This window comes from Allomesorhizobium camelthorni (genome assembly GCF_011045125.1).
GTDB classification, from domain to species: Bacteria; Pseudomonadota; Alphaproteobacteria; order Rhizobiales; family Rhizobiaceae; genus Allomesorhizobium; species Allomesorhizobium camelthorni.
Map to the genome: position 1 here is coordinate 41,047 of NZ_JAAKZF010000014.1, position 13,923 is coordinate 54,969.

A 13,923-nucleotide genomic window follows, 5' to 3' on the forward strand; every position below is an offset into this window, starting at 1 on the left:
TCATTTCTCCAACTCGCGCCCGGTCAGCCGCAAAAAGACATCCTCCAGATTCGGGGGGCGCTGCAGAAGCCGCAGATCCTCGCGCCCGCGAAGTTGCAACCGCACATGCTCTGGATCGGGCGCATAGCAAAAGAGCGTCTCGCCGCTGACCTCGATACGCTTCGCGTACGGCTTGATCAGCGAACTCAACTCATGCGGATTGCCACCATAGATCTCGATCACTTGGCACCCGATCTGCTCGTCGATCAGCGCATGAGGTCGGCCTTCGGCGACGTTGCGCCCACCCACGAGCACGCACAGCCGGTCACACAAGCGCTCCGCCTCTTCCATGAAGTGGGTGGTCAAAATAATCGTCTTGCCACGCGCCAACAGTGAGCGCAGGCGCTCCCAGATCAGGTGGCGCGCGTGCGGATCGAGGCCGGTGGTCGGCTCGTCCATTACCAGCAGCTGCGGATCATTGACCAGCGCACGCGCAAGCGTCAGACGCCGCTTCATGCCGCCGGATAGTTCGGCAACCCGCGCATCTGCCTTGTTCTCGAGGTTAGCGAATTCGAGCAGCGACGGAATTTTCGCTTCGACCTCGCGTGTGCTCATGCCGAAGTAGCGCCCGAACACCAACAAGTTCTCGCGTACTGTGAACGCGAGGTCAAGGTTGTCGAATTGAGGGACCACGCCGATACGCTTGCGTGCCAAGCGAGCGCGCGCCGGCACAGGCACGCCGAGCACCGTGATCTCACCCGCTGCAGGCCGCGCCATGCCGAGAAGCATGCGCGTAATCGTGCTTTTGCCCGCGCCGTTCGGTCCCAGCAGGCCAAAGCACTCCCCCGGCGCGACGGTGAACGACAGGCCGTCGACAACAGTTTTGCCGCCATATGACTTCGTTACGCCGGCAAAGCCGACTGCTACGCTTGACATGCGCTCATCTCAGCTGAAGAACGCACCTCGATCGACGAGGGTTCGCTTCCAAGCGCTTTGGTGAACATCAGGCCGTCGCACCATATGTGTTCAATGCGTCCGCCCAGCGCGCGCGGTGCGCGCTCGGCGCGCCCGGTAAGAAAAACCAAGGGTTTGTTGCTGGTGAGGAGTGTAGCGAGCTGCCGCATACTGCAGGGCGCAGCCTCCCGCGACAGGCGGCGCATTTGCGTGTGGCGCTCCCGCTCGAACGGATTACTGCCGAGCTGCCACGGATCGTCTGCGACCAATTCCCGATTCAACAGTTGATACTTTGTATCCTGGCTCAAGACTTATCCACCTAGGTAACGTTACGATCAATCGTCGCTGCAAACGCAGTCAGATGTCACCAATGTCGAAGGATCCCGCGCCAACTTGAGCTTGCGACGTGGCACCGCATTTTCCGACAATTCTGTAGTGCTTGATCCAGCGATGGGGTTTTGCATGGCGACCTGTTTCCCGCCCTGGTTCGGTCCGTTGGCAGGAGAGCTTCGCGACAGCCAATCGCTATTGCTCAACGTACACAACGCATAAGCTTTCAAGGGAAGTAGGAGGAAGATGTTGATGAGTGTGTGCAGCGAGAAGCCGAGAAATCGAAGTTCGCGAGCACGAAGCGCTGCCACGCTGCAGCGAATTATGGTCATGGATGCAATCACTAGGGCAGTCGACCAGGGCACTGTGGCAGTCAGTGCGAACTGCGTGAGTCCAGCCAATACCGACAGGGCGAGCAATAGCGGGCCGAGATTCTGTCCGACCACATCCAGCGTTATATAGCGATCGAGGCTTGGCAGTAGGCGCAGCGCCAGCAAAGTGTCTCGGAATGTGCTTCGAGCCCAGCGGAGTTGTTGGCGCAGATAGGGTGCTAGCCGATCCGGAACGACTGTTGCGGCGATGGCGTCCGGAACGTATTCGGTTCGAAGTCCTGCTTTCAGCATGAGGATCGTGAGATGGCGATCCTCACCGAAGTCGCTTGGCTTCCCCCGAAACAGTTGCGTCTCGTATTGATCCAGCAGCAAAACGAGCGCGGAGCGACGGTACATAGCACATGGGCCGCAGCAGCACATAACGGCACCAAAGCGAGCCTGTGCCGCGCGCTCCTCATTGCAAGCCAGCCAGTACTCCATATCGATCAACCGAGTCAGCCAGGTGTCGCTCCGGTTGCTGGCTATCAACTGACCCATGGCCGCCCCGACGGCAGGATCTTGCATCTTCAGTGCAAGCTTTGTGACGACATTGGATGCGATCGTCGTGTCGGAGTCGACGTTGAGCACCAAATCTCCAGATGAGCGCCGTATCGCGGCGATCTGCGCCTTGCGCTTACCAACGTTCTTGGGGAGCAGAATGAAATTGAATCTCGGGTCACCCGCAAAGGCGTCGTGCACAGTTACAACAGCGTCGCGATTTGCAGAACCGTCATCAATTACATAGACGTGCAGTTTTCCGGCATATTGTTGACTTGCAATGGACGCTAGGCATGCCGAGAGCGCGCTCGGATCCTCGTTGAAGCAGGGGACGATGACATCCACGCTCGGCAGAAGGTCGAAACCGACCGGGTCTTCCGACGCCGGTGAACGGCCTATCGGCAAAGCATAAGCCGTCTGCATGCTTTTATAGACAGCCGAGAGCAGCGCATAACACGAGATGGCGACAGTGCTGGTTGTATCAAGCAGGTTCATAGGATGCCGATTTGTTCAGTGATGTTGGGGAAGCGAGCGGATTACAAATCCGCGGTCATGCAATGCTGAAATCAGACGGGACAGCGCAGTGACCGTCTGGTCGCGCAGACCGGCGTCGGTGCATTGTCTCAATTCGTCGGGAGGGCATCCGTCGTGCAAGAGCGCAATTGCGCCCGGCCGGACAGAGGCGAGCACTGTATCAACAATCGCGTCGACGCCAGGGCGAGACCAATCGCGAGGGTCTACGGACCAGTGGAGGGCCGCGAGTCCGGCGATCTCTGACGCTGTGAAGACGTCTTCGCTCCAGGCACCGTAGGGCGCGCGAATATAGCGCACCGAGGCCTGTGGGCACGCCGTCATGATAGCCTTGTTCGTCTCATATATCTCGCGTTGCACTTCCCCGAAGCCGCATTTGGACAGATCCGGATGAGTCATCGTGTGGTTGCCTACCTCGTGCCCTTCCGCAATCATTCGTCGGATGAGCTTCGGCTGGTCTGCCGCGTAGGCGCCGATGACGAAGAAAGTCGCCGGCACCCCCTGTTCTGCCAACACATCGAGAATCTCCGGTGTGAAAAGCGGATTGGGACCGTCGTCAAACGTCAGATAAACGCTGCGATGGCTGGCGCCGTCAGAGCACTCACTGCGCACTTTGTATAAGCAGCCGACGTGCGTCATAGCTCCGGCCCGTTCCGATCAATGATGGCACTGGTCGGCCATTCGCTCATCGGCCGCGCAATCGGCATAACCACGACGAGAACGTCCTCCACGCGCGTGGCCGGCAGGTGGAGATGCACCTGCGGGTGGGTCGACCGTACGCAAACGCCTGACACGACGGTCATCAGGCCGTGTCTGCCAAACCTCTCAAGATGGTTCCGCAGCGCGTGCCGAACCGTGCCGAAGCCGAATGGAACCCCAAGCTCGTGCAGTACTGGACTCATGACGTGGATTGAACGGGCGATCCCGAGCCCCTCCAGATCCGGACGTACCCCGTACAATCCTAGTTCAGCCACTAGCAGATCGACCGCGCCAACCTTGATGAACCGACGCAGCAGGCCCAGATGGGCCGCTATACCTTTTGAGTCATAGCCGATTGCACGGAGCTCTGGCCTCGCACCCACCCAACTCCGATTGCCTTCGAATGGTTTTGCGTTGAAGGCTCCGGTCGGCCCATAGGTCTTTCGAAAGAAATCGGCGAGTTCGACATGGTCAGCCACTTGCAACTCATTTTCCCAGCAAAGCCTCCACTGCACCTGAGAGCGCATGCAAAGACCTCCTTTATGATGTCTTCTTGAGGGACGAAGCAGCGGCCATATTGTGCACGCCATCCGCGGTCGTCAGTGATCGTGAGGCTAGCCAATTTGGCTGGCGGATTCTTGGATGCGTCGCGTTCCATAGCTTATGGACATTCTCAATACTTCCGTCCTTCTGTGCAGCTCGCAACTTTCACGTCGATACACTTAGTTTCGTGTTGGCTAATGGAGCATTTCGAAAGATCGGTAAAATCGATTGTTTTTATACGGCCTATCCACCCTGTGGATGTCATGCGTAACGGCGGCGGCTTGCGATCGAACTGAGCCAGCCGGCCATGAACTCAACCGTCGCCCGGTTACATCTCTATTTCCGCGGGCGGATTTGGCTGAAGCGGCGCACGGATATTCCCAGAAGGATATCGATGCAGACGCGGTGATGCGGGTGACAAGCCCGACGAGTTGAAGAGAACCCGATCGGCTCTGATGGGGCCCGCAAGCGCTTCTGCTGGTTTGCGCGGCCTGCCTTACTCAACCAGGAACATCACCTGGTAAAGGTCACCGATGATATCCTCCTGCGGATGCTCAAGCCCGACCAAGATCCGCAGCAGCCCGCCGGAGCCAGCTTGGCCCTTCGACAGAACGTCTCCACCGAGTGTCCGTCGCCGTGCCTGCTTCCGCGCTCCGTGTGTCAGGATGACAGCCCCAACCGGGAGACACCTCCTGCCCCGGAGCTGACCTGATCGACATGGCCATCTTTTGCGAGTTTGCCTAATCCAGTCGGCGATCCTGCACACGGGCGAATGTCGCAATTCAAGCCCTCGCGGCCATACCGGCTGAGACTTTGTGTGCAGCCGAAGTGTTCTTAGAGTTGCTTCTCACCGCTTTCGACGGCCCGCTGAGGAGTCAAACGCCGTTCTGGCCTCTCAATGCGGAATAGCCCACCACCAATCCGACGCCATCAGGACGGCCCTCGCCTGTTTGCCGGCCCTAGAGCGGCTATGCGGAATGGACCGCGCCTGCCCATCGCGCCTCTTAGACCAGCACGTCCTCCAATGACTGAGAGATGTCTTTGACCGGACGACGACATGCAGCCCGGTATCGGCGCCTTTGATGATGGTCCGCGACGCGCGTCGAAGTGCGGCAGGGTCTCCCGGCGCTCGCCGTTCAGCCGGCGCGCGCGTCGCACATTTCATAGCTGCCGCTCTCAATCAGCGAGGCCAGGCCCTCCTGCTCCGCAACCGGAGAATGCCTGTCCGGAAGCTGCTTGGCCGTCGCGAAGACATCCTGCAGTTCCGGGGCACCACAAGATAGAGGATGCGCAGCATCGGCGACAGCGTTTTGGAAACGTGCCAAGACAGATAACGAACTGCGGTCCTCCAGTTTGTGCAGTGGGGAACCGGACTGATATCGTAGCGGTACTCGCTGTCGTAATCGTCTTCACATAGCGTCGTTGCGCCGAGCCCATTCGAGGAGCTGATAGCGGCGCGAGACCGGCAAGACGCCCCCCAGCGGGAACTGATGCGAGGGTGTGACATAGGCCAGCCGCGCCTCGATCTGATTAAGCAGCTCCGTCTTCTTCGCGAGCAGATACTCGGGGCGTCTACGAAAACGGTAGCCAGCTGCCGTCCTCTCGGGGCTTGCAATTGAACTTGGCCAACAGTCACTGTCGCTTTTTGCCTAGCTTTGGGTTGCGAGAAAAAAGTCAAAAGCAACGCAATCATCGGCAAGGCAGAACTGTTTTGCAGTATCGACGTTCCAGCTTCCCAATACCAGCGTAATGTGGCATGCGCAAAACGCCGGCGCAGGCCTTCAGGGGTCCTAGAGGCATCCAAAAGCCGCCGACTTACTGCGGCTAATAACCAACGCCGCACAGTCGCGTTTTCCGCGACGGTTTCAGCATCGTTGAATTGCGTTGTCGCCTTATCCGGCTGTATGAACGGTTTGCAGATGGAGTGTAGTTTCGCGAAGTACTATATCTGCAACCGGGTTTGCGAGCGTGTCCAGAAGCGGCACATGGCTCGGTCGCTGCGATGCCCTGCGCGAAAAATCGACATGCTTGGCCGTGACGACACCAAGGCGTGGCGTGCCGCCCTTGACCTGACTTAGCGAGATAGCGCCTTAGAGCGGTTGACACTATGGAGACTGTGGTTCACCGGCTCAGCATGGCCGAAATGCCCTGGCGGACAAAGGGAAGATGTTGGGCAACGCGAAGCCCAACATGTCGTGCAAGTAGTGCCGCAGGGTGCTCGCCTGAGTAGAGCCCGACGAGTATATTCGTAGCATAGTAGAGCGGCGCGGCCGACCGGCGCAGCCAGCTTTCGTATTTGCGGAGCATGTCGGGATCGGCAATGTCGCGACTGTCGCGACATGCTGATAGGATTCGATGAGCGAGTTGCCTCTGGGCGCTCAGGCCGATGTTGAAGCCATGCGCAGTCACCGGGTGCATGCCTATGGCAGCATCGCCGATGAGTACGGCGCTCGGAGCCCAGAACTTGTGCGCCCACGTCGTGACCAATGGGTAGGCATGGCGGCTGCTTGCCAAGGTCATTTCTCCGAGGCGCCCTCGACAGCGGTTCGTCAATTCCATCAGGAACAAATCGTCCTCGAAAGCAAGCAGTCTATCGGCCTCGCTTGAGCGCAAGGTGAGAAGCAGCGACGACACGCCTTGCATGAGCGGCAACATCGCTATCGTCTGATGGTGATCGAACCATTCGACTGCGATCTGGTGATGGACTCGCTCGTGCCTCACCCGGCAAATCAGCATCGATTTGCCAAGTCGATTGATGTCGGCGCCGATGCCGAGTAGGTCGCGCGTGGCGGACAGACGCGAATCCGCTGCAACGAGAAGCCGAGCGGTCAGCTGCCTGCCATCAGAGAGCACTATGACTGCGCCTTTGTGGCTGTTGGTTGCATTGACCACCGACAGGCCGCACAGCAGCCGGGCATGATCCTGCGAGCGGACGATCTTGAACAGGGCATCGCGGATCCGGCAATTTGGGACCAGAACGCCCAGTGGTTCGCTAGATGCACTGGGAGGATCGAAACACAGAGCGAAAGCGCTCGATCCGTTGAGCACGCGCGCGCCTTCAAGTAGTGATTTGTCCGAAGCGGGGATGGCATCCCAGGCGCCGAGCTCGCGAAGGATTCTGATCGAGGCGTTGGTCAGCGCGATCTCGCGACCGTCGAAAACCGGATCCGCCAGCCTTTCGAGAGACTGCTGTTCAACAACTGCCACCTTGAGTTCGCTCTGGGCAAGCGACGCGGCGAAGGAAAGTCCGACCGGCCCGGCTCCGACGACAACGATGTCGAACTTGTCGCCGGAGCCGGCCATTAGCCTGCCGCCCTCGCATCGGCTACCTTCGTGAGACGGTGGCGGAGTTGAGCCACAAGTCGTGCACCGGTAGCGCTGCGTTCCAGTGTCCGCTGCACCGCCTCAAGCCACTGGGCAGGAAGATCCGCATAAATCGGCAACGAAGTAAGCAGTTCCATCAAATACGGACGCCGACATTTTCATTCGGCTCGGGGGTGCTCCAGCTGTATGATACGATGACGAAGCTGTCTGATAGCAATGCGTTCTTCCCTGTAAGACCGATCGACGAAACCACGCAGATGAGGACGTAACCTTGATCTGGATCAACCAACACCACAAATGCCGGCAATGGCGAGTTGGTGGTCGATCGCCACGAAAATGTTTTGGCCTTGGTTTAGCCAGATCGGCACGAAACGGCGGACTGCCCCTTTCGGGGCGATCCTTTTCTCGTACATGATGACATCAGCCGCCTACGCATGAAGGCGGAACCAGCAACGCAGTCTTTGGTGCGACGGGGGCTTTTCAAAGATCTCTGTCAGCGCAGCTTGCTAGCTGTAGAGCCTGCTGTGGTTGCCGCCCGTAACGCAGAGGCTTCTGGCCCTTTTTTCGACGTGTGATCGAGCGTGGCCTTCATGTTCGGCACTTCCAGAAGCTGCTGGCCGGTATGGTGATCTGCATCAGGTCCGAATCCCAACAACGAGCGCATTCGTGGCGGACCAGTTCGGGCAGATTGCTCTTTGGTTCCTCGACGATGTCCTTGATGCCAGTCAGGTGGTGGCTGCCTTGCGCGACGACGTGGCCGCGCATTCGTAGAGAATGGCACGCAATGCATTCACCAGATCGGTGCGCTGGTGGACGAGGCGCTGGCGAGCTCGGAACAATACTGCCCTGGCCTGCTGTTCTTCCGATTTCGGCTCGACGAAATCGCATCTCCGGTCGCTGGGCCACAATCGCCTCGGCATCGGCGCAACCACTGCCGACGGATGCTCCGTCATGAACTTCTGAAACTGGAGCCGTGACAGCTTCTTTCGAAACTTCAGATGGCCGTTCATCGACACGCCGTGGAGCACGATTACATTCATTGCCAAATCCATTCCCAATCATCGTATTTTCTTCATATTGCTCGTCCTCTCCGCTTGGTGGCTGAAACACCACATTTATCGGGTCAGCGTTCCGGCTCGTCGTCCCGGTCGATGAGGATGCGCTCAGCGGCCCCGTCAAGATCCTCATATTGACCACTTCTCAAGGCCCACAGAAAACCGGATAGCCCCAGTCCGCCAAGGAACAGAGCGACGGGTAAGAGGTAGACGAGCGTCGTCATGACTGCTGCACCGGTGCTCGAATGCCCGAGCGCGTTGCCGAAGGAGCACTCGTCGCCTCGGCGAGCGCAAAGCCATGCAGGCGCAACGCATTTCCGATCACCAGCAGCGACGAGGCGGACATCGCTATCGCTGCGATCAACGGAGTGACGTGCCCGAGAATGGCGATCGGCACGGCAACGGCGTTGTAGATGATGGCGATGGCAATGTTCTGGCGGATCAGCCGTCCGGCTTTCCGCGAGACGTCCAGGGCAAAGGGTATTGCCAGAAGGCTCTCGCGCAGGAAGACGAAATCTGCTGCGTTGCGGCCAATGTCGGCGGCGGTCGCCGGGGCGATCGAGACATCCGCCGCGCCAAGCGCAGGCGTATCGTTGAGGCCGTCGCCGACCATCAGAACCTTATGTCCGTCTTTTGCCAGCGTCTCGATCTGTTTGACCTTGCCGGAGGGGAGCATCGCGGGAACGAAGCGGTCGACGCCCAATGTTTCGGCCACCTCGCTGCAAGCCTTTGCCGTGTCGCCCGACAGCATCTCCACCGACAGGCCAGCATCTTTCAGTTGCTCGATGGCTGCCTTGGCGTCGGGGCGGAGCGCATCCTTGAAAGCGAAGGATGCGCTAATGATCCCATTCCTCGAAAGGACCGTCCCGCCGCTCCCGCTCAATTTGCCTTCGCCGCCGGTTCGGGCTTTCCAACCTGCCCATCCGCGCCGGCCAAGACGCCAGGTGTTTCCGGCCCCACTGGCTTCAATCCCGAAGCCCGGATACTCGCTGAAGGATTCGAGCTTGGGCTGGCCGGAAAACCCTGCAAAGCCGGCAATCGCCCTTGAAAACGGATGTCGGGAATGCGCGGCCATGTCGGCCGCGATCGCCAGCATAGTAGGGTCGATGGAGGAGGCGTTGACAAGATGTGGCCGTCCGAGAGTAAGAGTGCCTGTCTTGTCGAACACCGCCGTGTCGACCGATGCCAAGCGTTCCATGGCGGAACCGTCCTTGACCATGATGCCGCTTTCGAACAGGCGCCGCGCCGCGACCACCAGCACGATCGGGACTGCCAGGCCGAGCGCGCAGGGGCATGTGATGATAAGAACGGCGATGGCGATGGTTGTGGCCTTGTGCCAGTCACCAGTAGCCGCCATCCAGCCAAGGAAGGTCAGGAAGGCGGTGAGATGGACCACCGGTGCATAAAGCGCCGAGACGCGATCGGCGATCCGGCGATACTGCGTGCGGCTGCCTTCGGCGGCCTCCATCAGCCGCACCATTTCCGCCAGGAAGGAATCCTTCGCCGCAGCGGTCGCCGCCATGGTCAGCGGGCCCGTAAGATTGAGCGTGCCCGCCTGAACCTTTTCCCCGAGCGCAACGGTTCTGGGAGTGCTCTCGCCGGAAACCAGGGAACAATCTAGGTCCGACGAGCCCTCCACGATGTTGCCGTCGACGGGGATCCTTTCGCCGGCCGCGATCAAAAGCTGCATGCCGGGCTCGATCTCGCCCACCGGCAGGTAGTCGCGCATGCCGTCGCCGCGCAGCACCATGGCGCCACGCGCCGCCAGCCGCGACAGGCCCTTGACGGCGGTGCGTGCCCGCTCCCGCATCACGTGATCCAGCGTTCGGCCAATCAGCAGGAAGAACAGCAGCGACACGGACGCGTCGAAATAGGCGTGGTCGCCATGATTGATGGTCTCGTAGAGGCTGATCGCGTAAGCGAGCGAAACCCCGACCGCGATCGGCACGTCCATGTTCATGCGGCCATGGCGCAGCGCATTCCACGCCGAACGGAAATAGATGCCGCCAGCGAAGGCGAGGGCCGGGATGGCGATCAGGGCCGAGATCCAATGAAACAGGTCCCGGGTGGCACCTTCGGCACCGGACCAGACCGACACCGAAAGCAGCATGATGTTGCCCGCCGCGAAACCGGCGACCGCGACGGCCCGGATGAGTTCCGAAAGAGTTTTGTCCTTTTCGTCGATCACAGGATCGAACAGATGCGCCTGATAACCAAGCCGTCCAAGCGCGGCGACGAATGATGGGACCTCGTCCCCACGCCACCGCACCGAGACCCGTTTCGTCGACAGGCTGACGCGGGCGCCCTCGACCCGATTCAGCTTTCCAATCGCCGTCTCAATGGTCTGGATGCAGGCCGCGCAGTGAACCGCCGGCACCGAGAGATCGGTCTGATACAGGTCGCCGCCGAGGGGCCGGCTCGCCAGTTTGATCTCCTGGCTCGACGGCAAAACGGATGCGGCGCCGGCGACATCAAGTGCCATTTCGGCGCCCGGCGCACAGCAGCTCATTGGAGCGCTCCCCGGGAAATCATGATCCGGCGAACGTCGCGATAGGGTTCCGCAAGGCCGGCATCGGCATCAATTTCGACGATCCAGACGCCGTCCTTCGGCGTATGCCGCGCCGCGAACATCTGACCGGAGGCGGCGGTAAGAGTGACCGTCTTGTCCTCCGCCTCATAGGCGGGATGACGAAACAGCACCTGGACGCCGTGCACAGGGACCGGCTTGCCGGCGGCGTCGCGGAGGCTGTAGCGGACTTCGCCTGCCGCGATCGTCAGTTTGCCGGTCCAGCCCAGCGCCGCCTGCGCCTGGCCTTTCCTAGTCTTCTGATTGAATTGCTGGCTGGCCACATACGTGTTTTCGACGACAAGACCGGTCCAGCTCGTTCTGGCGAACGTCGCCATAATCACATTGACGCCGATCACCACCCCAAAAAAGGCGAGAATGATGAACAGCATATGTCTGCCGGTGAATTCGCGGGGCTTTTGCGTGTCGGCGCTCATCTGTGGGCCTCAGGTGTGTTGAAACTAGCCTTGTATTCGTTGCTCTCGAAGCTTGCCTTGTCCTCGACGCGGAACGTCAAGGTCTGCACCTGGTCCTTGACCTTGTCGGCCGGCAGGCGAACGAAGACCTTGAGTATTTTCAGCCGGTCAGGTTCCGCCGGAATGGTGAAAGAGCGGCCGGCGGGAAGGTCGATGCCGACAATGCTCATCTCGGCACCTTCCAGGCCTTGCAAGCTGACGACGATGGTCCTCGGTTCGGGGATCATGTTGAGCAGCTTGACGGTATAGCCGTTGCGGATCGAGCCATCGGACAGGGTCACGAATTGCGGGTTGCGGTCGTGCAGAACGTTGATTTCGAGCCGGTCGCGCGTCAGCAGCGAATAGAGCAGAGCAAGCCCGACCGCCGACCAAGCGCCCACATAGATGAGGGTGCGCAGCCGGAACATCTTGCGAATGCGGAAATGCGCCAACCCGTCGGAGAAGGTCCCGCCGGCGGTCCGAACGAGGGTGGGATGGATCGGACGGGTGCCACCTGCTGTCGCTACCGCCATGTTGGTGTTGTAGTCGGATAGCGTCGCGTAGGAGATGAGCCCGCGCTCCCTGCCCAGCTTGTCCATAACGCCGTCGCAGGCATCGATGCAGAGCGCGCAGGTGATGCATTCGAGCTGCTGGCCGTCGCGAATGTCGATGCCCATCGGGCAGACCGCGACACAGGCAATGCAGTCGACACAGTCGCCGACCGGCTGACCGGCTGCCTGAACCTTCTTGGCATGACGTGAACGGGGCTCGCCGCGCCAGTCATTGTAGGTCACGGTGAGCGAATTCTCGTCGAGCATGGCCGCCTGGATGCGCGGCCACGGACACATATAGGTGCAGACCTGCTCCCGCATGAGCCCGCCGAACGTGTAGGTGGTCGCGGTCAGGACGCTGATGGTAACGTAAGCCACGGGCGCGGCGGTGCCGGTGACCACTTCGCGGAGCAGCGTCGGCGCATCGGCGAAATAGAAAATCCAGGCGCCGCCGGTTGCCACCGCTATGACTAGCCAGAAGGCGTGCTTCGATACACGCAGTACCAGCTTGCGCGTGGTCCACGGGCCAAAGTCGAGCTTCATGCGGGCATTGCGATCGCCTTCGATCGCCCGCTCTACGACCAGAAAGAGATCGACCCAAACGGTCTGCGGGCAGGTATAGCCGCACCAGGCGCGGCCAACAGTGGATGTGATCAGGAAGAGGCCGATGCCGGCCATCACCAGAAGACCGGCGACGTAGTAGAATTCCTGCGGCCATATCTCGATGAGAAAGAAGTAGAAACGGCGGTTGGCGAGATCGAGTAGCACGGCTTGGTTCGGGGCGAACTGCCCGCGATCCCATCGCAACCACGGCGTCAGATAGTAGATACCCAGGGTGATCGCCATCACCAGCCATTTGAAGCGGCGGAAACTGCCCGAGGCCCGCTTGGGGAACACCTTCTTGCGCGGGGCATAGAGCGGCTGTCGCGTCTTGGCGGAGTTGAGTGCTTCGGCTTCGAGCCGTTCTATCCGTGTTTTATCCAGCACGAGAATCCCCTATCGCGCAGCCGATGACATTGCCGTGCAACCCGACTTGTCTGCGTTGGCTGACGTCCGGAATGCTACGTTGAGCAGTTTGCCGCATGGCTGGCAGCTCGCGTTGATGCCGGTCATTCGCCGGACGCCGGAGCGGTGTCGAGGCCCGGCTCACGCCGGGCCTCGTCGCTTGGCGGGGGGTGGGCGGAGAATAAGCCTTCCGTTTCTATTCTCCGCCGCCAAGCGAATGGACGTAGACCGCGAGTTCCTTGACCTTGGTCTCGCCTAGACGCGCGATCCAGGCCGGCATCACGCCTTGCTTCGGCGCGCGGATCTGCGCGGCAATAGCCGTCTCGCCCGGTCCATAGAGCCAGATCGCGTCGGTCAGGTCGGGTGCGCCCAACTCCCTGTTGCCCTTTGCGTTTTCGCCATGGCAGGCAGCGCAATTTTCGGCGAAAACCTGGGCGCCGGGTTGAATCAGCATTGCGTCCTGGACCAGGCCGGACAGGCTGGCAACGTAGGCGCTGACCTGCGCGATCTGATCGGCCGTGATGATGTCTCCAAAAGCGGGCATTTCCGACAGGCGCGTATCCGGGTCGGGCGCGAAGCGGATGCCATGTTTGATGCTTTGCTGGATCTGCTCGGCCTCGCCGCCCCACAGCCAGTCGTCATCATTGAGATTGGGAAAGCCTTTGGACCCTTGCGCTCCTGAGCCGTGGCACTGCACGCAATTGACCTTGAACGCAGCGCCACCGGCAGCGACAGCGAATTCGCGCAACGCATCGTCGGCAGCAATCTCGGAGACGGTTCTCGACTCTATCGCCGCGACATATTTGGCCTTGGCGGCCTCTGCGGCCGTCAGCTCGTTCTTGACGTCGTTTCGGCTTGAAAAGCCAAGCACGCCCCTCGTGGCGGAAGTCAGCAGCGGCCATGCCGGATAGGCAATAGTGTAGCCGATCGCCCACGCGATGGTGACGTAGAAGGTGATGACCCACCATCGCGGAAGTGGGTTGTTGAGTTCCCTGATACCATCCCACTCATGGCCGGTCGTTGAGATGCCCGAGACCTCGTCGATGTGCTCGCTGCTCATGA

General features: G+C 60.3%; 12 protein-coding genes and 2 pseudogenes. All 14 read right to left on the reverse strand.

Translation table 11 applies throughout. From position 1 onward, the window contains the following. Window positions 1-915, reverse strand: a complete 915-nt coding sequence (gene nodI / locus G6N73_RS13020; protein ID WP_008840731.1) for a nodulation factor ABC transporter ATP-binding protein NodI — start codon at window positions 913-915, stop codon at window positions 1-3. Window positions 916-1,010: 95 nt separating this feature from the next. After that, a pseudogene (locus G6N73_RS38570) lies at window positions 1,011-1,121 on the reverse strand (carbamoyltransferase C-terminal domain-containing protein); the annotation flags it as partial. Next, window positions 1,110-1,241: pseudogene (locus G6N73_RS36835) on the reverse strand (SAM-dependent methyltransferase); the annotation flags it as partial. The pseudogenes G6N73_RS38570 and G6N73_RS36835, both read right to left, overlap by 12 nt. A 27-nt stretch (window positions 1,242-1,268) precedes the next feature. Beyond that, window positions 1,269-2,627, reverse strand: coding sequence for a chitooligosaccharide synthase NodC (gene nodC, locus G6N73_RS13030; RefSeq protein ID WP_165028169.1), 1,359 nt, complete (start codon window positions 2,625-2,627; stop codon window positions 1,269-1,271). A gap of 15 nt (window positions 2,628-2,642) precedes the next feature. After that, the gene (gene nodB, locus G6N73_RS13035; RefSeq protein ID WP_165028171.1) at window positions 2,643-3,302 is read right to left on the reverse strand and encodes a chitooligosaccharide deacetylase NodB; all 660 of its coding nucleotides are present in this window, start codon (window positions 3,300-3,302) and stop codon (window positions 2,643-2,645) included. Beyond that, window positions 3,299-3,889: a NodA family N-acyltransferase gene (locus G6N73_RS13040; protein WP_165028173.1), complete on the reverse strand. Its 591-nt coding sequence runs from the start codon at window positions 3,887-3,889 to the stop codon at window positions 3,299-3,301. The genes nodB and G6N73_RS13040 overlap by 4 nt, the downstream gene beginning before the upstream one ends. Before the next feature lie 2,137 nt (window positions 3,890-6,026). Continuing rightward, the gene (gene ubiM / locus G6N73_RS13050; RefSeq protein WP_165028175.1) at window positions 6,027-7,208 is read right to left on the reverse strand and encodes a 5-demethoxyubiquinol-8 5-hydroxylase UbiM; all 1,182 of its coding nucleotides are present in this window, start codon (window positions 7,206-7,208) and stop codon (window positions 6,027-6,029) included. Window positions 7,209-7,510: 302 nt separating this feature from the next. Then, window positions 7,511-7,642 (reverse strand): hypothetical protein, encoded by a 132-nt coding sequence (locus G6N73_RS37935; RefSeq protein WP_281352878.1) that lies wholly within the window; start codon window positions 7,640-7,642, stop codon window positions 7,511-7,513. Window positions 7,643-7,954: 312 nt separating this feature from the next. Then, window positions 7,955-8,269, reverse strand: coding sequence for an IS110 family transposase (locus tag G6N73_RS13055; RefSeq protein ID WP_165028178.1), 315 nt, complete (start codon window positions 8,267-8,269; stop codon window positions 7,955-7,957). Between the two features lie 83 nt (window positions 8,270-8,352). Next, window positions 8,353-8,508 (reverse strand): cbb3-type cytochrome oxidase assembly protein CcoS, encoded by a 156-nt coding sequence (ccoS, locus tag G6N73_RS13060; protein WP_008840724.1) that lies wholly within the window; start codon window positions 8,506-8,508, stop codon window positions 8,353-8,355. Then, window positions 8,505-10,793 carry a cation-translocating P-type ATPase gene (locus G6N73_RS13065; protein WP_165028180.1) on the reverse strand — a complete coding sequence of 763 codons (2,289 nt, stop codon included), beginning with the start codon at window positions 10,791-10,793 and terminating at the stop codon, window positions 8,505-8,507. The genes ccoS and G6N73_RS13065 overlap by 4 nt, the downstream gene beginning before the upstream one ends. Then, window positions 10,790-11,287 (reverse strand): FixH family protein, encoded by a 498-nt coding sequence (locus G6N73_RS13070; RefSeq protein WP_165028182.1) that lies wholly within the window; start codon window positions 11,285-11,287, stop codon window positions 10,790-10,792. The genes G6N73_RS13065 and G6N73_RS13070 overlap by 4 nt, the downstream gene beginning before the upstream one ends. Further along, the gene (gene ccoG, locus G6N73_RS13075; RefSeq protein ID WP_165028184.1) at window positions 11,284-12,843 is read right to left on the reverse strand and encodes a cytochrome c oxidase accessory protein CcoG; all 1,560 of its coding nucleotides are present in this window, start codon (window positions 12,841-12,843) and stop codon (window positions 11,284-11,286) included. Before ccoG ends, G6N73_RS13070 begins: the two co-directional genes overlap by 4 nt. A 214-nt stretch (window positions 12,844-13,057) precedes the next feature. Further along, complete coding sequence (gene ccoP / locus G6N73_RS13080) at window positions 13,058-13,921, reverse strand: cytochrome-c oxidase, cbb3-type subunit III (RefSeq protein ID WP_008840720.1); 864 nt, start codon at window positions 13,919-13,921, stop codon at window positions 13,058-13,060. Window positions 13,922-13,923 lie beyond the last annotated feature (2 nt).